General features: G+C 70.5%; 18 protein-coding genes and 2 riboswitches. Of the genes, 5 read left to right on the forward strand and 13 right to left on the reverse strand.

Annotated features, from left to right (window positions below):
* The 3 genes from GTW67_RS02515 to GTW67_RS36830 all read right to left on the reverse strand — a co-directional run.
* On the reverse strand, positions 1-307 hold a 307-nt coding region (locus GTW67_RS02515), incomplete at its 3' end, for an aminotransferase class V-fold PLP-dependent enzyme (RefSeq protein WP_161163147.1).
* A gap of 92 nt (positions 308-399) precedes the next feature.
* On the reverse strand, positions 400-666 hold the full coding sequence (locus GTW67_RS02520; RefSeq protein ID WP_161163148.1) for a DUF4190 domain-containing protein: 267 nt from the start codon (positions 664-666) through the stop codon (positions 400-402).
* A 58-nt stretch (positions 667-724) separates the two neighbouring features.
* Positions 725-892: a hypothetical protein gene (locus GTW67_RS36830; RefSeq protein WP_202436727.1), complete on the reverse strand. Its 168-nt coding sequence runs from the start codon at positions 890-892 to the stop codon at positions 725-727.
* A gap of 115 nt (positions 893-1,007) precedes the next feature.
* On the opposite strand from GTW67_RS36830, the gene GTW67_RS02525 reads away from it, so the two are divergent.
* The gene (locus GTW67_RS02525; RefSeq protein WP_161163149.1) at positions 1,008-1,634 is read left to right on the forward strand and encodes a TetR family transcriptional regulator; all 627 of its coding nucleotides are present in this window, start codon (positions 1,008-1,010) and stop codon (positions 1,632-1,634) included.
* A gap of 12 nt (positions 1,635-1,646) precedes the next feature.
* Here GTW67_RS02525 and GTW67_RS02530 read toward each other — a convergent pair whose 3' ends face one another.
* From GTW67_RS02530 to GTW67_RS02575, 10 genes are all read right to left on the reverse strand, one after another.
* Complete coding sequence (locus tag GTW67_RS02530) at positions 1,647-2,507, reverse strand: thioesterase family protein (protein ID WP_161163150.1); 861 nt, start codon at positions 2,505-2,507, stop codon at positions 1,647-1,649.
* Between the two features lie 47 nt (positions 2,508-2,554).
* Positions 2,555-3,214, reverse strand: coding sequence for a TRIC cation channel family protein (locus GTW67_RS02535; protein WP_161163151.1), 660 nt, complete (start codon positions 3,212-3,214; stop codon positions 2,555-2,557).
* A gap of 70 nt (positions 3,215-3,284) precedes the next feature.
* Entirely contained in the window at positions 3,285-4,709 is a 1,425-nt protein-coding gene (locus GTW67_RS02540; protein ID WP_161163152.1) for a dipeptide ABC transporter ATP-binding protein, read from the reverse strand.
* On the reverse strand, positions 4,706-5,803 hold the full coding sequence (locus GTW67_RS02545; protein ID WP_161163153.1) for an oligopeptide/dipeptide ABC transporter ATP-binding protein: 1,098 nt from the start codon (positions 5,801-5,803) through the stop codon (positions 4,706-4,708). Before GTW67_RS02545 ends, GTW67_RS02540 begins: the two co-directional genes overlap by 4 nt.
* Positions 5,800-6,807: an ABC transporter permease gene (locus tag GTW67_RS02550; protein ID WP_161163154.1), complete on the reverse strand. Its 1,008-nt coding sequence runs from the start codon at positions 6,805-6,807 to the stop codon at positions 5,800-5,802. Before GTW67_RS02550 ends, GTW67_RS02545 begins: the two co-directional genes overlap by 4 nt.
* A gap of 69 nt (positions 6,808-6,876) precedes the next feature.
* Positions 6,877-8,628, reverse strand: a complete 1,752-nt coding sequence (locus GTW67_RS02555) for an ABC transporter substrate-binding protein (protein WP_524539736.1) — start codon at positions 8,626-8,628, stop codon at positions 6,877-6,879.
* Between the two features lie 58 nt (positions 8,629-8,686).
* The gene (locus GTW67_RS02560; RefSeq protein WP_161163156.1) at positions 8,687-9,685 is read right to left on the reverse strand and encodes an ABC transporter permease subunit; all 999 of its coding nucleotides are present in this window, start codon (positions 9,683-9,685) and stop codon (positions 8,687-8,689) included.
* Between the two features lie 347 nt (positions 9,686-10,032).
* On the reverse strand, positions 10,033-10,830 hold the full coding sequence (locus GTW67_RS02565) for an enhanced serine sensitivity protein SseB C-terminal domain-containing protein (RefSeq protein WP_161163157.1): 798 nt from the start codon (positions 10,828-10,830) through the stop codon (positions 10,033-10,035).
* 192 nt (positions 10,831-11,022) lie between these two features.
* Positions 11,023-11,826: an enhanced serine sensitivity protein SseB gene (locus GTW67_RS02570; RefSeq protein ID WP_161163158.1), complete on the reverse strand. Its 804-nt coding sequence runs from the start codon at positions 11,824-11,826 to the stop codon at positions 11,023-11,025.
* Between the two features lie 81 nt (positions 11,827-11,907).
* A complete protein-coding gene (locus GTW67_RS02575; protein WP_161163159.1) occupies positions 11,908-12,573 on the reverse strand; it encodes an AAA family ATPase in 666 nt (221 codons plus the stop codon).
* A 179-nt stretch (positions 12,574-12,752) separates the two neighbouring features.
* A riboswitch (glycine riboswitch) is annotated at positions 12,753-12,846 on the forward strand.
* Positions 12,847-12,963, forward strand: a riboswitch (glycine riboswitch).
* 43 nt (positions 12,964-13,006) lie between these two features.
* Between GTW67_RS02575 and gcvT the strand changes: the two genes are divergently transcribed.
* The 4 genes from gcvT to GTW67_RS02595 all read left to right on the forward strand — a co-directional run bounded on the left by gcvT (position 13,007) and on the right by GTW67_RS02595 (position 17,367).
* Positions 13,007-14,125: a glycine cleavage system aminomethyltransferase GcvT gene (gene gcvT / locus GTW67_RS02580; RefSeq protein ID WP_161163160.1), complete on the forward strand. Its 1,119-nt coding sequence runs from the start codon at positions 13,007-13,009 to the stop codon at positions 14,123-14,125.
* Positions 14,126-14,244: 119 nt separating this feature from the next.
* A complete protein-coding gene (gene gcvH, locus GTW67_RS02585) occupies positions 14,245-14,622 on the forward strand; it encodes a glycine cleavage system protein GcvH (protein WP_161163161.1) in 378 nt (125 codons plus the stop codon).
* 14 nt (positions 14,623-14,636) lie between these two features.
* Positions 14,637-15,899: a serine hydroxymethyltransferase gene (glyA, locus tag GTW67_RS02590; RefSeq protein ID WP_161163162.1), complete on the forward strand. Its 1,263-nt coding sequence runs from the start codon at positions 14,637-14,639 to the stop codon at positions 15,897-15,899.
* Between the two features lie 100 nt (positions 15,900-15,999).
* Positions 16,000-17,367, forward strand: a complete 1,368-nt coding sequence (locus GTW67_RS02595; protein ID WP_161163163.1) for an L-serine ammonia-lyase — start codon at positions 16,000-16,002, stop codon at positions 17,365-17,367.
* Positions 17,368-17,371: the final 4 nt, after the last annotated feature.

The raw sequence follows: 17,371 nt of genomic DNA on the forward strand, positions 1-17,371 counted from the left end.
CGGCGTGGTGCTCGACGGGGCTGGCCAGGACCCGGGTGCGGGCCGGGGCGGCGTCGCGGCGGGCCCAGTACAGGCCCTTGACGGCGAGGTTGTCGGCCTCGGTGCCGCCGGAGGTGTAGACGACCTCGCTGGGACGGGCGCCGAGGGCGTCGGCGAGGGTCTCGCGGGCCTCCTCGACGGTGCGCCGTGCGCGGCGGCCGGACGCGTGGAGGGAGGAGGCGTTGCCGGTGGCGCCCACGTGTGCGGTGAGTGCCTCGACCGCCTCGGGGAGCATCGGGGTGGTCGCGGCGTGGTCGAGGTAAGCCATGGTGGGGCCGATTCTACGGGGCGGCCCCGCCCGGTCTCAGATCAAGGTTCGCCCTCTTCGGCGAACCGGGACCGGGCCGTGCGGCGGGCGCCTCACAGACTCCACGACATCGTGCTGTCCGCGGACATGAACGCCACCAGGACCAGCAGGTCGGCGACGCCCAGGCCGAGGCCGAGGAGGGCCCGGCCGCGGCGGGCGGTGCCCCGCCACAGGGCGACGCCGGCCAGCGCGATGGCGACGGGGCCCAGGAAGACGTTGAGGACGAGCAGGCCGAGGAGGCCGAGGACGAAGGACGCGACGGCCATGCCGTCGGTGTCCCGGATGCCGGTCCGGCGGGTGGCCGGTGTGGTGAGCTGCACGGTGTTCTCCTTACGGTGCGTCGATGGGCCGGACGGTACGGCGGTGGACCGGCGGCGGTCAGTGGGCGGAGCTGCTCCGGCGGCGGCCGTGTCGCTCGCGGATCGCGAAGACGCCGAGCCAGACGGCGATGACCAGGCCGGCCGCGACCGAGAAGGTGAGCGGCGCGTGGGCGACGGTGCCCAGGACCGCGCCGAGGAGCAGGAGTGCGACGACGAGAAACAGCATGGTGCGGATCCCCCAACCTTCGGTGAACGGTTGTAGTTACAGTTGTTCACTGACTTTCCAGTCTAGCGCGCCCGATGGCTTTCCAATTCCGGAGAACAGTTGTTAACTGCATGGTATGAGTCACACTCTCGGCGTTCGGCAGGCCCAGAAGCAGAAGACCCGTCAGGCGCTCCTGGACGCGGCGCTCGCGCTGCTGGAGGAGCAGAGCCTGAGCAGCCTGGGCCTGCGGGAGGTCACCCGTGCCGTCGGCGTGGCCCCGACCGCGTTCTACCGGCACTTCCGCTCGACGGCCGACCTGGGCGTGGCGCTGGTCGAGGAGGCGCTGGGCAGCCTGCACCCGATGATCCGGCACACGGTGTCACCGGGTGAGGACAGCGACGAACGCATCGCCCGCGCCGTGGAGTTGATCGCCGGTCACGTGGCCGCGCACCCCGCGCACGTCCGGTTCATCGCCCGCGAGCGGCACGGCGGCGTACAGCCGGTGCGCGAGGCCATACGGGAGCAACTGGCGCGGTTCGCCGAGGAGGTGAGGGCCGAGCTGGCGCGGGACGCGGCGTCGGCGGGCTGGAGCGAGACCGACCTGCGCATGCTGGCGGGCCTCTACGTCGACCAGATGCTGATCACGGCCTCCCTCTTCCTGGAGACGCTGGAGGCCCCGGAAGAGGAACGCCGCCGGGCCGCGGAGACGGCACGGCGGCAACTGCGGCTGATCAGCGTCGGCCGCGCGCACTGGCTGGACTGAGCAGCCCGGGGGTCAGCCGAGGCGGACCCGGGCCAGCTGGCGGGACTGGGCGACCAGGCGGTCGGCGCTGTCCCAGACCTCGGCGTCCTCCTCCAGGAAGCCGCCGGCGAGGTTGCGGGTGGTGATGGAGACGCGCAGCGGGCCCGGCGCCGGGCGGCAGCGCACGTGCACGGTCAGCTCGACGGTCGGCACCCAGCCCTTAAGCCCGAGCTCGAAGGCGGTCGGGGGCAGCGCGTCCACCGCGAGGAGCAGCGACAGCGGGTCGGCGTCGCGGCCGTCGGCGAGCCCGAACCAGGCCCGCATCTCCCCCTTGCCGGAGGGCTGCCCGAGGGCCCAGCCCAGGGTGGCGGGGTCCAGCTTGAGCATCAGCCGGTCGGCGATGGCGGAGCTGCCCTCCACGGGGGCGGGACCGTCCTCGGGGCCGAAGCACTGGTCCACGGGCGGGATCGCGGGCGGCTTCGCCGAGGTGCGGACGTCGTCGGGCAGCGTGCCGAGGTCGCCGTAGGAGGCGAGGACGCGGATGCGCTCGACCTCGTTGCCCTCGTCGTCGTACTGGAAGAGGGACGCCTGGCCGGTGGAGAGCGTACGGCCGGTGCGGACCGTCTCCGTGCGGACGACCGCCGGGCCCGGCCGGGACGCGGTGAGGTAGTGCGCCGAGACGGTGAAGGGGTCGGGGTGCGGCAGGGCGTCCCCGAGCGCGCGGCCCAGGACGGCCAGCAGGTAGCCGCCGTTGACGGCGTTGATGATCGTCCAGCCGGCGGAGAGGTCGATGTCGTAGACACCGGGTGCGCGCCGGGTGACGCTGGTGTCCCGGTCGAACTCGCTGTCGCCGATGGTGGCCCGGATGGCCGGTGCGGAGGCTGCTTCTGGCATGGCTGCACGGTACAACAGGAAACTACTAAGCGGTAGCTTTTTCTGCCTCACTCCCCCTCGACGACCGTCGACCGCCGGTTCCACGCGCGCGGGGCCCGCCAGTGGAAGCGCAGCGCCAGCAGCCGCAGCACGAAGGCGGTGACCACCGCGAGACCGCTGGTGAACGGGGTCAACGCGTCGAAACGGATGCACAGGACGACCATGGTGGCGCCGACGATGGCGGGGACGGCGTACAGGTCGCGGTCCCAGCGCAGCAGCGACGGCACCTCGTTGGCCAGCACGTCGCGCAGCACACCGCCGCCCACCGCGGTGGCCATGCCCAGACAGGCGGAGGCGGTCAGGCCGAGCCCGTAGTCGTACGCCTTGGTCGTGCCGGCGACGCAGAACAGGCCGAGGCCGGCCGCGTCGAAGATGTTGACGCCGGTCTGGAGGCGCTCGACGTGCGGGTGGAGGAAGAAGACCAGCACCGTGGCGAGCAGCGGGGTCAGGAAGTACCCCAGGTCCGTGAACGCGGCGGGCGGCACCGCCCCGATGATCAGGTCCCGGAACAGCCCGCCGCCGAGCGCGGTGACCTGGGCGAGCACGGCGATGCCGAACACGTCGAAGTTCTTGCGGACGGCCAGCAGCGCGCCCGAGATGGCGAAGACGAAGATGCCGATCAGATCGAGCGTGTGCTGCACGGTGGGGCTGAAGAGTTGCTCGTACACCCCACCATTCTCACCTGCCGGCGAGCCCCCGCCTTACAAACGAAGGCGGGGGCTCGTCAGCTGGACGGACTTACTTCTTCTTCCTGGCCGGGGGCTCGCTCTCGGTCTCAGCTTCAGCCTCGGTGTCGGTGCCGGTCTGCGCGTCCGCCTCCGTCGGCTCGTCCGCGTCGGCGGCCGCCGCCACGTCCGCGGCCTCCGTCACCTCGGGCTCCACGGCCTCGCCCTTCGAGACCTCGGGCTCAGAGACCTCGGGCTTCGACGTCTCGGCCCCCGCACCCTCGGACTCCGCGCCCTCGGACTCCGCGGCCTCCGCGCCGGCGGCCTCCGTGCCCCCCACCTCCGCGGCCACCGCCGCCGAGGTCTTCGCGGACTCCGCCAGGGCCTCGTCCGGGACCGTCTCCGCCGCCTCCTTGGCGGCGGTGAGCAGGACGACGTCCTGCGGGGCCTGGTCCGCGAAGTTCTCCGGGTGGTGGCAGGCCACCTGCTGGCCCGGCCGCAGCTCCAGCAGCGGCGGCTCCGTGGTCTTGCAGATCTCCGTCGCCTTCCAGCACCGCGTGTGGAAGCGGCAGCCGCTCGGCGGGGAGATCGGCGAGGGCACGTCGCCGCGGAGCAGGATCCGCTCGCTCTTGGCGCCCCGGCGCTTCGGGTCCGGCACCGGCACCGCCGACATCAGCGCCTTGGTGTACGGGTGCATCGGCGCCTCGTACAGCGCGGTGCGGTCGGCGAGCTCGACGATCTTGCCGAGGTACATCACCGCGATCCGGTCCGACACGTGCCGGACGACCGACAGGTCGTGCGCGATGATCACGTACGTCAGGCCGAGCTCCTGCTGGAGGTCGTCCATGAGGTTGACGACCTGCGCCTGGATCGACACGTCCAGCGCGGAGACCGGCTCGTCCGCCACGACCAGCTTCGGCTTCAGGGCGAGCGCGCGGGCGATGCCGATGCGCTGGCGCTGGCCGCCGGAGAACTCGTGCGGGTAGCGGTTGTAGTGCTCGGGGCTCAGGCCCACCAGCTCCAGGAGCCGCTGGACCTCCTTCTTCACGCCGCCCTCGGGCTCGACGTCCTGGAGCCGGAAGGGCGCCGAGACGATGCTGCCGATGGTGTGCCGCGGGTTCAGCGAGCCGTACGGGTCCTGGAAGATCATCTGGATGTCCCGCCGCAGCGGACGCATCCCGGCCGTGTTCAGCCGCGTGATGTCCTTGCCCTCGAAGTGGATCGAGCCGCCCGTCGGGTCCTGGAGGCGGGTGATGACCCGGCCCATGGTCGACTTGCCGCAGCCCGACTCGCCGACCACGCCGAGGGTCTCGCCCTTGCGCACCTCGAAGTCGATGCCGTCGACGGCCTTGACCGCGCCGGCCTGCCGCCGGAGAACGCCCTTGTGGATCGGGAAGTGCTTCTGGAGGCCCTCGACCTTCAGCAGCACCTCGCGCTCCTCGGGAGAGGATGCCTGGGCCGGGACCGTCGTCGCGTCCTTCTTCTTCGTATCGCTCACAGCTTCGGCGCAATCTCTTCGGTCCAGATCCGCGTGCGGTCCTCCGGCGAGAGGTGGCAGGCGGAGAAGTGCCCGCTGCCGACCGGCTGGAGCTCCGGCCGCACGGTACGGGTGACATCGCCCTTGGGGACGTCCGCGTACGGGCAGCGGGGATGGAAGGCGCAGCCCGAGGGGACGTTGATGAGGCTCGGCGGCGAGCCCTTGACCGGGATGAGCCGCTCGGAGGTCTCGCGGTCGATGCGCGGCATCGAGCCGAGCAGGCCCCAGGTGTACGGGTGCTGCGGCCGCTCGAAGACGTCGTCGACCGAACCGCGCTCCACGCACCGGCCGCCGTACATCACGAGGACGTCGTCGGCGATCTCGGCGACCACGCCGAGGTCGTGGGTGATGAGGACGACCGCGGAGCCGAACTCCTTCTGGAGGTCCCGGATGAGGTCGAGGATCTGCGCCTGGACGGTCACGTCCAGGGCGGTCGTCGGCTCGTCCGCGATGAGCAGTTCGGGGTTGTTGACCAGCGCCATCGCGATCATCGCGCGCTGGCGCATACCGCCGGAGAACTCGTGCGGGTAGCTGTCGACGCGCTTGCCGGGCTCGGGGATGCCGACCCGGTCGAGCATCTCGATCGCCCGCTTGCGCGCGGTCTTCTTGTTGACGTCGTGGTGGACTCGGTACGCCTCCACGATCTGGTTGCCGATCGTGTAGTACGGGTGCATCGCGGACAGCGGGTCCTGGAAGATCATCGCCATCTCGCGGCCGCGCAGCCGGCGGACCTCGTCCGGGTCGGCGGAGACCAGCTCCTTGCCGCCGAGCCAGATCTCGCCGGACATCCGCACGTTCTTGCCGCGCGAGCCGAGCCGGTGCAGGCCCATGATCGCCAGCGAGGTGACGGACTTGCCGGATCCCGACTCGCCGACGATGCAGAGGGTCTTGCCCTTCTCCACCTGGAAGCTGAGTCCGTCGACGGACTTGACCAGGCCGTCGTCGGTGGGGAAGTGCACCTTGAGGTCGCGGACCGCGAGGAACGCGTCGGGCGCGTTCGAGGGCGAGGTCGTGGGCTCACCCACGGCGGCCCCGGTCTTGGAGAGTTCGGTCACGAGAGCCTCACGCGTGGGTCGGCGGCGGCGTACAGCAGGTCCACCAGGAGATTGGCGATCACGACGAAGAAGGCTGCGAGCAGGGTGACGCCGAGGATCGGGGGCAGGTCGTTGTCGGTGATGCCCTGCACCGCGTACTGGCCGATGCCGGGCAGCGAGAACACCTTCTCGGTGATCACGGCGCCGCCGAGGAGCAGGCCGAGGTCCATGCCGAAGACGGTGATGATCGGCGTCAGCGCGGCCCGCAGCCCGTGCCGGGCCACGACTCTGCGCTCCCGCAGGCCCTTGGCGCGGGCCGTGCGGATGAAGTCCTCGTTCATCGTCTCCAGCATGCCCGAGCGGGTGAGCCGCGCGTAGATGGCGGAGTACAGCAGGGCCAGCGAGCACCAGGCCGGGAAGAGCGTGTTGGCCCACTGGGCCGGGTTCTCGGTGAGCGGCACATAGGTGCGGCCGAAGATCGGCCACTGGAAGGTGAACAGCAGGAGCAGCAGGTTGCCCGTGAAGAACATGGGCAGCGACACACCGGCGAGGGCGACGCCCATGAAGGTGCGGTCGAAGACGCTGCGGGGCTTGAGCGCGGAGATCACGCCGATGAGGACACCGGAGACCAGCCACAGCACGGCGGCACCGCCGGCCAGCGAGAGGGTCACCGGGAGGCGGGAGGTGAGCTGCGGCCACACCTCGACGTGGTTCTTGAAGGAGTAGCCGAAGCAGGGCGCGTCACACTGCGCCGTCGTGGGGCCCAGGTTGTAGGTGGCGCCGCTGACGATCCCCTTGATGAAGTGCCAGTACTGGACGTAGAGGGGTTCGTCCAGACCGAGGTTCTGCTTGACCGCGAGGATGTCCGCCTTCGTCGGGCTCTTTCCGATGTACTGCTGCGCGAGCTGGTCGGCGGTCTGACCGGCGAGCCGCGGCAGCAGGAAGAAGATCGCGAAGGTGACCGCGGTGACGACCAGCAGCAGGATCACTGCCGCGAACGTCCGACGGAGGATGTACGAGATCACGGGGACCGGCGCTGGTGCCCGCGGGCCGGGAAGCCCGCGGGCACCAATGCCTTCACCTGCCTTCCGGGGCTACTTCTTGGTCGTGCCGATGTTGAGGTAGTCGTACTGACCGCTGAAGGCCGCCGTGGACACCAGGTTGGTGTAGGTGGTCGGGCGGTACAGCAGGACCTTGAAGTAGGTCAGCGGGACGAGCGTGGCCAGGTCCATCGCCCGCTTGTCGATCTGGCCGTACATCGCGTTGCGCTCGGTCTCGCTCTCGGTGGCGATGGACTTCTCGAGCGACTCGTTGATCTGCTTGTCGTTGATGTACGACAGGTTGGTGTTGCCCGAGGCGCCGATCGCGTCACCGTGCAGGATCTGCTGGAGGAAGCCGTAGCCGGACGGCCAGTCGGCACCCCACTGCATCATGTGCAGGCCGATGTTCTGCTTCTTGTCGAACGTCGGCACACCCGCGTAGTCGGTGAAGTACTTGCCCGACGGGTACTGCTTCAGGCTGGCGTTGATGCCGACCTTCTTCAGCGAGGCGATGATCGCGGTGGCCGCGTCGATCTCCTGCGGGCGGTCGCTGCGCGCCGAGATGTTGGTGTTGATGCTGGTCTTGCCGCAGGCCTTGAGCTGGTCCTTGGCCTTGGCGACGTCGCCCTTGTTGCCGTCCGTGGCGTAGGTGTCGGCCTTCGCGTAGCCGGTGATGTCCGGCGGCAGGACGGTGGTGGCGATCTCACCGCGGATCGGGCCGCCGAGGGCGGTCTGCACGGAGACCTTGTCGATGGCGTACTGGACGGCCTTGCGGCACTCGACCTTGTCGAACGGTGCGACCTGCGAGTTGATCGCCATGTAGACCAGGCGGCCACCGTAGGTGTTGTCGGTGTTGGCCTTCAGGGCGGTGTCGTTGACGACCTTCGCCTGCGTCGCGGCCTGGACGCCGGTGCCGCCGAGGTCGATCGCGGTGCCGGCCTGGACGTCCTGGTCGATCGTCTCGGCGTTGACCTTGAGCTTGACGACGATCTTGTCCGGGTACTGCTTGCGCAGCGGGTCCGTCTTCGGGTCCCAGTTCTCGTTGCGGACGAGGACGGCCTGCTTGCCCTCCTCGTAGCTCTCGAACTTGTAGGAGCCCGAGGACACGATGCTCTTGACGTAGTCGATGCCCTTGTCCTTGGACTGGGGCACCGGAGCCGTCTGCGGCGTCGCGACCAGGTAGTCGAACTCCTGGAACGAGCGGTTGAGGTGGAAGACGACCGTGGTGTCGTCCGGCGTCTCGATGGACTTCAGGCCCTCGGCGCTCTTGTCCTTGTACGGACCCTTGTACTTGTCGCCGCCCTCCATGAACTGCTGGAAGTAGTTCGGGCCGAGGGACAGCACGTCACGCGCGAAGTTGGAGCGCTCGACGGCGTACTTGACGTCCTTCGCCGTGATCGGCGTGCCGTCCTGGTACTTCAGACCCGCGCGCAGCTTGTACGTCCAGGTCTTGCCGCCGTCGCTCGGCACGCCCTTGCTGGCGGCGAGGTCCGGGACCAGCGTGTTGCCCTTCTCGCCCGCACCGGGCTGGAAGGTCATCAGCGGGCGCGCGTACAGCCGGCTGAGGTTGTACATGTACGCGTAGTACGTGTTGCCGGGGTCGAAGGAGTCCGGGACGTCCGCGTACTCGTACGTGACCGTCCCACCCTTCTGGGTGGAGGCGTTGACGACACCCTTGGTCGCTGCGTTGGCCTCAGCCGACTTCTTACCGTTGTTGTCCGAGCTGTCATCGGCCTTGCTGCAAGCCGAAAGCAGCAAGCTCGCACTGCCGATGGCCGCAACTGCGGCCAGCGCTGACCTTCGCATGATGGTCTGCTTCCCCTCCATTGTTGGCAAATCTTGGGACTCTCGGGGCAGTCGCCGGTCAGCGGCTGCGCGGGTCGAGAGCGTCACGGAGACCGTCGCCGAGCAGGTTGAACGCCAGGACGGTCACGAAGATGGCGAGACCGGGAACGATCATGAACTGGGGGTCGACCTGGTAGAAGGCGACCGCCTGGTTGATCATGCCGCCCCACGAGGCCTGCGGGGGCTGGATGCCGACGCCGAGGAAGCTCAGGGACGCCTCGAAGATGATGTTGGTCGGGATGAGCAGCGTCGAGTAGACGATGATCGGGCCGACCAGGTTCGGCAGCAGCTCCCGGAAGAGGATGTAGGGGCCCTTGGCGCCCATCCCCCGGGAGGCGTCGACGAACTCCCTCTCGCGCAGGGCCAGCGTCTGACCGCGCACGATGCGGCCCAGATAGGGCCAGTTGAAGAAGCCGATGACGAAGACCAGCACCAGGATGTGCAGCGGCAGGCCCTCCAGTCCGAAGGCGCCGCCCTGCAAGGTCGCCGAGATGGCGATCGCGAACAGCAGGAGGGGGAAGGCCAGGAAGGTGTCCATCAGCCGGCTGATGACGGTGTCGACGCGTCCGCCGTAGTAGCCGGCCACCACGCCGAGGATCGCGCCGATGGTGTTGGACAGGATCGTGGCGCCGAAGGCGACGACCAGCGAGACCCAGGAGCCCTCGAGGATGCGGGTGGCGATGTCGCGGCCGAACTTCGGCTCCACACCGAGCGGGTGGTCCCAGCTCATGCCGCCGAAGTCGCCCTTGGGCAGCGAGGTGTTGGGGTCGATCAGGTCCTGGTTCAGGGCGTTGGGGTCCAGGCCGAAGATCGCCTGGATGGGGCGGGAGAGGACCGCGAGGAGGATGAGCAGGATCACGACGACCCCGCCGGCCACGGCGACCTTGTCCTTCTTGAAACGGGACCAGGCGATCTGCCCCAGGGAACGGCCCTCGATCTGCCGCTTGTCGGCACCGACGAGGACAGCCTCGGGCTGTGCCTCGGCTTGCGCCCCGGTGGTCTCGATCGGTGCGGTCACAGTGACCCGACCCCTCTCGCCGGTGGTGACCGGCCTACACCCGCCGTGGATTACGGCTTTGTCGACTTGCTCTCGATCACGGGATCGAACGATCCGGTGTCTGTCTCGGGAGTCTTCAGCGTCGTCACGATCACCCGCCAGGTCTGACCGGGAAAGTATGCGCAACCGTGATGCATTGCTGGGGATTCCGTTATCCGAACAGTGGGTAACGGCCTACGGACGAAGGACAGTTGGGACACAACGGCGAAATCGCCGACCTTCGCGACCTTCCGCCGTCGTCTACGCGCGAAGAAATGTGTTCGTGACGTGAAGACCACGGAGCGTCGCCGACGCGGAGCGACGCATCGTCAGAAGCCTCCGCGGGCGGGCGGGTAGCCGTACCCGGCGCCGGGTGCCTGCGCGGGGGCCGCGTGGGCGTCGCGGTCGTAGAAGGGGCGGGCGTTGGCGCGCAGCCACATGGCGACCGGGTCGTGCGCGTCGGTCATCGCCACCGTCGACACCGGCAGGCCCTCCGGCACCGCGCCGACGGACTGCTGCATCATCGCGCGCACGGCGTCCACGGCCGGCGGCGACGTGTCGTACACGTCGAGGCCGATGGCGAGGTAGGGCGCGCCGAGGGACGGCTGCACCCAGGCGCGGCGCAGTGCGCGGACCGCGGGGGTGCGGTGGGCGTTCTGCGCGAGCAGGGCGTAGAACTGCGGGATCTCGATGGCCGGTTCGGACAGGCGCAGGGGTCCGGCGGGCTGGCGGTCGAGTCCGGAGGCGATGCGGCGCAGGTCGAGCCAGGGGATGCCGACGCCGCCGCCGGGGGCGTGCGGGTTGAGCCAGAGGCCGTAGTGGTCCGGGTAGAGGGCGCGGGCCACCTCCAGGCCGTCGACCACCTCGTACGACCGGTTCCAGCCGCTGGCGGAGAGCTCCTGGGCGGAGGTGACGCAGGGCGCGTAGCCGAAGCCGTCGACCTCCATGTTCCCGTACTGGGCGTCCGGGGAGCCGGCCTGGCCGTGCCAGAGCAGCATCCAGACCTGGCCGGTGGCGGGGGTGGCGAGCGCGCGCAGCAGGGCCTCGTAGGCGTCGTAGCGTCCGGGCGTCACCTGGCGCAGCATGTGCTCGACCTGCCCGGTCGCGGCGGTACCGCTCGCGCTCACCTTTTACCGACCCTTCGGGAGTGGTCTCCTGTTGATTGGTCCCAGCTTAGGGCTCCGCCGGGTGGGGCGGCTCAGAGCTCGGGGCTCGTTGTCCGTTGCCGGGTGCGGGTTCGTCGTGGTTGATCGCGCCGTTCCTCGCGCCCCTTCGGGGCGCTTCCCTGGCCGGCGTTCACATGTTCTGGGCGTAGAAGTTCACATGTTCTGGTCGTAGAAAGGGCGGACCCTTTGCCTCAGCCAGTCGCAGACCGGGTCGTGGGCTGCTTCCAGGAGGATCAGGTTGACCGGCCACTTGACGGGGACCGCGCCGAGGGCCCGGCCGAGGGCGTCGAGGGGGAGGGCGCGGGCGTCGCCCTCCCAGTGGGTCAGTTCGACGCCGACGAACAGCATCGGGTCGGCGGTCTCGACGGCGGCCAGGCAGCGGCGCGCGGTGCGGACGACGCCGGTGGCGGCGAACTCGGCGGAGGCCGCGGCCAGGAAGTCCACCGGGTCGTCCTGCCAGTCGGGCTCGAAGAGGCGGACCCGGCCCCCGGACGCGGGCCCGTCCAGCGGGGTGCGCCCGGCCCGGCACAGCTCGGCCACGGCGGCCGGCGGCAGCGGGACGCCGACCATGCCGTCCGGGTTCACGGCGATGCCGACCTGCGGGGGCAGACCGCGGGCGAACTCGGCGGCGGGGGCGATGGTGTACCCCATGTGGGGGCCGGCGACCCGGCGGAGCTGCTCCTCGGAGCTGAACACCGGCACATGGGCCTGGCCGGCGATCTCCACCGTGGGCAGGTCGAGGGGGCCGCTGTCCGGGCCGCCGCCGTTGGGCAGGGGGACCCAGACGAAGCTGCGGCCGAGAACCTCCACGATCCGGCCGCCGGCCCCCGGCACGCCGAGGGAGGCCGACAGCACCTCCTCCAGCTCGTTGCCGGGCCATCCACCGTGCGGGTGGGGATGCGCCTGCGCCGGGAACTCCGGTGAGAGGTCCGCCGGGAAGTCCGCTGGGAAGTCCATCTGCCTACCGCCTGCCTGGGTACCGCTGCTGTGGCTGAAAAGGCTAACCCGTTCGGCCCCGCCGGCCCACGGTCCGTCACGTCAGCCGGTGAAGGCGATCCGGTGCAGCGCGTCCGCCGCGGCCCGGTCGAGGAGGACCGCCGAGGAGCAGCCGGCGGGCAGGGTGCCCTCCGCGACGGAGTCGAGCAGCCGGCGGGTCGCCGCGCGGTGCCGCAGGAACGCGTACCGGGAGACGCCCCGGCCCCGCTCGCGCTGGCCGGCCAGCGCGTCGTCGGCGCCGACGTCGAGGAGCAGCAGGTGCAGGGTGCCGTCGCGGCGGCGGGCCTCGCGGGCGAGCCAGCCGCGCACCCAGGCCTGGGTGCCGCAGTCGTGCACGACGACGCCCTCGCCGGAGCGCAGGGCGCGGCGCAGCCCGGCGTAGTGGGCGAGGCGGACGAGGGGCCGGTAGAGCGCGTACGGCAGGAGGCGGGGCATGCGGCGGTCCCAGCGGTCGCGGGTGTCCTGGGAGTCGACGCGCGGGCCGCGCACGGTGCGCCGCATCAGGGTGGACTTGCCGCTGCCGGGCAGGCCGGTGATCACCACCACGTCGCGGGGTCCGAAGAGCAGGGCGTGCGGGCCGCGGCCGTCGCGGTCGCGCAGATCGCGGACGACGGGTGCGGGCAGTGCGGCACGCGTCTCCCCGGCCGGGGCGGGCCGCTTCGGCAGCGCGATGCCCGAGGTCGTGGCGTACGCCGTGGTCCTGTTCACCGTGATCGTCCTCCCCTGGGGCGGTTCACGAGTTCCCGTCCCCGTCGAGTGTAAAGAGAAGGTAATGCGGCGGTCTCGCGTTTTCGTGCGCTTACTGCCACAAGCCGGTTACAGATCACGGTCTGCCACGAACAGGCCCGGCGTGCAATGATGGCGGCGCCAACTGCATACCGGCCGTTTGAATCCGCGCGGGAGAGTCCCCGGCCGCGCCGGGGCGCCGAAGGAGCAAGTCCCTCCCTTGAATCTCTCAGGCCCCGTTACCGCGCGGGCGAGGCACATCTGAAAAGCGGGCCGCCGCTCGACGGCTGCCCCACCCAAGGTGCAAGTCCTGACCACCGTGCGCCGGTGGTCATGGCGAACCTCTCAGGTTCCGATGACAGATGGGGAGGACCGCCCTCGCCCGTCATGTCCTGTCCTGGGAGACGAACGACCGATGAGCAGTACCGAACTCCGCCTCACCGCGCTCGATGCCACGCATCGCGCGCTGGGCGCGACGATGACCGACTTCGCCGGCTGGGACATGCCCCTGCGCTACGGCTCCGAGCGCGACGAGCACGTCGCGGTGCGCACCCGGGCCGGGCTGTTCGACCTCTCCCACATGGGCGAGATCGGCGTCACCGGCCCGGGGGCCGCCGCCCTGCTGGACTTCGCGCTGGTCGGCAACATCGCCGGCGTGAAGCCGGGCCGCGCCCGCTACACCATGATCTGCCGTGAGGACGGCGGCATCCTGGACGACCTGATCGTCTACCGCCTGGGCGAGACCGAGTACATGGTCGTCGCCAACGCCTCCAACGCCCAGGTCGTGCTGGACGCGCTCACCGAGCGGGCCGCCGGCTTCGACGCCGAGGTCCGTGACGACCGCGACGCCTACGCGCTGCTCGCCGTGCAGGGCCCGGAGTCCCCCGGCATCCTCGCGTCGCTCACCGACGCCGACCTGGACGGCCTGAAGTACTACGCCGGTCTCCCCGGCACGGTCGCCGGCGTCCCGGCGCTCATCGCGCGCACCGGCTACACCGGCGAGGACGGCTTCGAGCTGTTCGTGAAGCCGGAGCACGCCGTGGAGCTGTGGCAGGCGCTGACCAAGGCGGGCGAGGGCGCAGGGCTGGTGCCGTGCGGCCTGTCCTGCCGGGACACGCTGCGCCTGGAGGCGGGCATGCCGCTGTACGGGCACGAGCTGACGACCGCGCTGACGCCCTTCGACGCCGGGCTCGGCCGGGTGGTGAAGTTCGAGAAGGACGGCGACTTCGTGGGCCGGGCCGCGCTGACCGAGGCCGCCGAGCGCGCCGCCTCCCAGCCGCCCCGCGTCCTGGTCGGTCTGGTCGCCGAGGGCCGCCGGGTCCCGCGCGCCGGGTACCAGGTCGTCTCCGGCGGCGAGGTGATCGGCGAGGTCACCTCCGGCGCCCCCTCCCCGACGCTGGGCAAGCCGATCGCCATCGCGTACGTCGACCCCGCGCACGCGGCGCCGGGCACCGCGGGTGTCGGCGTGGACGTCCGGGGCAGCCACGAGCCGTACGAGGTCGTGGCGCTGCCTTTCTACAAGCGCCAGAAGTAGACACTGGGCGTGCGGGGCCCCCCGGGGGGTGCCCCCGTGCGCGCCTGGCGCCTCTCAGCAGCAGTTTCACCGTCCCCCCTGTCATCACCCACTCCCCCGCGTACAGGAGAATTCAGGCCATGAGCAACCCCCAGCAGCTGCGCTACAGCAAGGACCACGAGTGGCTGTCGGGCGCCGAGGACGGCGTCTCGACGGTCGGCATCACGGAGCACGCGGCCAACGCGCTCGGTGACATCGTCTTCGTCCAGCTCCCCGCGGTCGGCGACTCCGTCTCGGCGGGCGAGACCTGCGGTGAGCTGGAGTCGACCAAGTCGGTCTCCGACCTGTACTCCCCCGTGTCCGGCGAGATCACCGCGGTCAACGAGGACGTCGTCAGCGACCCGTCGCTCGTGAACACCGAGCCCTTCGGGGACGGCTGGCTGTTCAAGGTGCGGGTCAGCGAGGAGCCGGGCGACCTGCTCTCCGCCGACGAGTACACCGAATTCGCCGGCGCCTGAGGAGACACGGACACATGTCGCTTCTGAACACCCCCCTGCACGAGCTCGACCCCGACGTCGCCGCGGCCGTCGACGCCGAGCTGGACCGCCAGCAGTCCACCCTGGAGATGATCGCCTCCGAGAATTTCGCGCCCGTCGCGGTCATGGAGGCGCAGGGCTCGGTCCTCACCAACAAGTACGCCGAGGGCTACCCCGGCCGCCGCTACTACGGCGGCTGCGAGCACGTCGACGTGGTCGAGCAGATCGCCATCGACCGGGTCAAGGCGCTCTTCGGCGCCGAGCACGCCAACGTGCAGCCGCACTCGGGCGCCCAGGCCAACGCGGCGGCGATGTTCGCGCTGCTCAAGCCGGGCGACACGATCATGGGTCTGAACCTCGCCCACGGCGGGCACCTGACCCACGGCATGAAGATCAACTTCTCCGGCAAGCTCTACAACGTCGTCCCGTACCACGTCGGCGAAGACGGCCAGGTCGACATGGCCGAGGTGGAGCGCCTCGCCAAGGAGACCAAGCCGAAACTGATCGTGGCCGGCTGGTCGGCGTACCCGCGGCAGCTGGACTTCGCCGCGTTCCGCAAGGTCGCGGACGAGGTCGGCGCGTACCTGATGGTCGACATGGCGCACTTCGCCGGTCTGGTCGCGGCGGGCCTGCACCCGAACCCGGTGCCGCACGCCCACGTCGTCACCACGACCACGCACAAGACGCTGGGCGGCCCGCGCGGCGGTGTGATCCTCTCCACGGCCGAGCTGGCCAAGAAGATCAACTCCGCTGTCTTCCCCGGTCAGCAGGGTGGCCCGCTGGAGCACGTGGTGGCCGCCAAGGCCGTCGCCTTCAAGGTCGCCGCGAGCGAGGACTTCAAGGAGCGCCAGCGTCGTACGCTGGAAGGCGCCCGGATCCTGGCCGAGCGCCTGGTGAAGGACGACGCGAAGGCGGCGGGCGTGTCCGTCCTGACCGGCGGCACGGACGTCCACCTGGTCCTGGTCGACCTGCGCGACTCCGAGCTGGACGGCCAGCAGGCCGAGGACCGTCTCCACGAGGTCGGCATCACGGTCAACCGCAACGCCGTCCCGAACGACCCGCGTCCGCCGATGGTGACCTCCGGTCTGCGCATCGGTACGCCGGCCCTGGCGACCCGCGGCTTCACCGCCGAGGACTTCGCCGAGGTCGCGGACGTGATCGCCGAGGCGCTGAAGCCGTCGTACGACGCGGAAGCGCTCAAGGCCCGGGTGAAGGCCCTGGCCGACAGGCACCCGCTGTACCCGGGTCTGAACAAGTAGACACCGCGCCCGAGGGTGGGGCGCGGCGCCCGCCACAAGCGGGGCCGGCGCCCCACCCGAAGCACCCCCCTCCGCATCACCCCCGTTCTGAGGAGTTCCCGTGGCCATCTCGGTCTTCGACCTGTTCTCGATCGGCATCGGCCCGTCGAGCTCGCACACGGTCGGCCCGATGCGGGCGGCGCGCATGTTCGCCCGGCGCCTGCGCAACGAGGAACTGCTGGGCTCCGTGAGCTCGGTCCGGGCCGAGCTGTACGGCTCGCTCGGCGCGACGGGCCACGGCCACGGCACGCCCAAGGCGGTGCTGCTCGGCCTGGAGGGCGAGTCGCCCCGCACGGTGGACGTGGAGTCGGCGGACGAGCGCGTCGAGACGATCAGGACCTCGGGCCGCATCAGCCTCCTCGGCGAGCACGAGATCCCCTTCTCCTACGACGACGACATGGTCCTGCACCGCCGCAAGGCCCTCCCCTACCACGCCAACGGCATGACGCTGTGGGCGTACGACGCGGCGGGCACGGAGGTGCTCTCCAAGACGTACTACTCGGTCGGCGGCGGCTTCGTCGTGGACGAGGACGCGGTGGGCGCCGACCGCATCGTGCTCGACGACACCGTGCTGAAGCACCCCTTCCGCACCGGCGACGAGCTGCTGCGGCTGACCGAGGAGACCGGCCTGTCGATCTCCGCGCTGATGCTGGAGAACGAGCGGGCCTGGCGCGACGAGGACGAGATCCGCGAGGGCCTGCTGGAGATCTGGCGCGTGATGCAGGCGTGCGTGGCCCGCGGCATGTCCCGCGAGGGCATCCTGCCGGGCGGCCTGAAGGTCCGCCGCCGCGCCGCGAACACCGCGCGCAAGCTGCGCTCCGAGGGCGACCCGCTGGCCCTGTCCATGGAGTGGATCACCCTCTACGCGATGGCCGTGAACGAGGAGAACGCCGCCGGCGGCCGGGTCGTCACCGCCCCGACGAACGGCGCGGCCGGCATCATCCCGGCCGTCCTGCACTACTACATGAACTTCGTCCCCGGCGCCGACGAGGACGGCGTGGTCCGCTTCCTCCTCGCGGCCGGCGCGATCGGCATGCTCTTCAAGGAGAACGCCTCCATCTCCGGCGCGGAGGTGGGGTGCCAGGGCGAGGTCGGCTCGGCCTGCTCGATGGCGGCGGGCGCGCTCGCCGAGGTCCTCGGCGGCTCCCCGGAACAGGTCGAGAACGCGGCCGAGATCGGCATGGAACACAACCTCGGCCTCACCTGCGACCCGGTCGGCGGCCTGGTCCAGATCCCCTGCATCGAACGCAACGGCATGGCCGCGGTGAAGGCGGTCACGGCAGCCCGCATGGCCATGCGCGGCGACGGCTCCCACAAGGTCTCCCTCGACAAGGTCATCAAGACCATGAAGGACACGGGCGCGGACATGTCGGTCAAGTACAAGGAGACGGCCCGGGGCGGGCTGGCGGTGAACATCATCGAGTGCTGAACCC

The sequence above is a fragment of the Streptomyces sp. SID5910 genome (assembly GCF_009862125.1).
Taxonomy (GTDB): domain Bacteria; phylum Actinomycetota; class Actinomycetes; order Streptomycetales; family Streptomycetaceae; genus Streptomyces.

What these genes read in the sequence shown, in the direction of transcription:
- gcvH (WP_161163161.1), top strand. Translation starts at nt 14,245, where the DNA reads ATGAGCAACCCCCAGCAGCTGCGCTACAGCAAGGACCACGAGTGGCTG.
- GTW67_RS02525 (WP_161163149.1), top strand. Translation starts at nt 1,008, where the DNA reads ATGAGTCACACTCTCGGCGTTCGGCAGGCCCAGAAGCAGAAGACCCGT.
- gcvT (WP_161163160.1), top strand. Translation starts at nt 13,007, where the DNA reads ATGAGCAGTACCGAACTCCGCCTCACCGCGCTCGATGCCACGCATCGC.
- GTW67_RS36830 (WP_202436727.1), bottom strand. Translation starts at nt 892, where the DNA reads ATGCTGTTTCTCGTCGTCGCACTCCTGCTCCTCGGCGCGGTCCTGGGC.
- GTW67_RS02570 (WP_161163158.1), bottom strand. Translation starts at nt 11,826, where the DNA reads ATGGACTTCCCAGCGGACTTCCCGGCGGACCTCTCACCGGAGTTCCCG.
- GTW67_RS02555 (WP_524539736.1), bottom strand. Translation starts at nt 8,628, where the DNA reads ATGCGAAGGTCAGCGCTGGCCGCAGTTGCGGCCATCGGCAGTGCGAGC.
- GTW67_RS02530 (WP_161163150.1), bottom strand. Translation starts at nt 2,507, where the DNA reads ATGCCAGAAGCAGCCTCCGCACCGGCCATCCGGGCCACCATCGGCGAC.
- glyA (WP_161163162.1), top strand. Translation starts at nt 14,637, where the DNA reads ATGTCGCTTCTGAACACCCCCCTGCACGAGCTCGACCCCGACGTCGCC.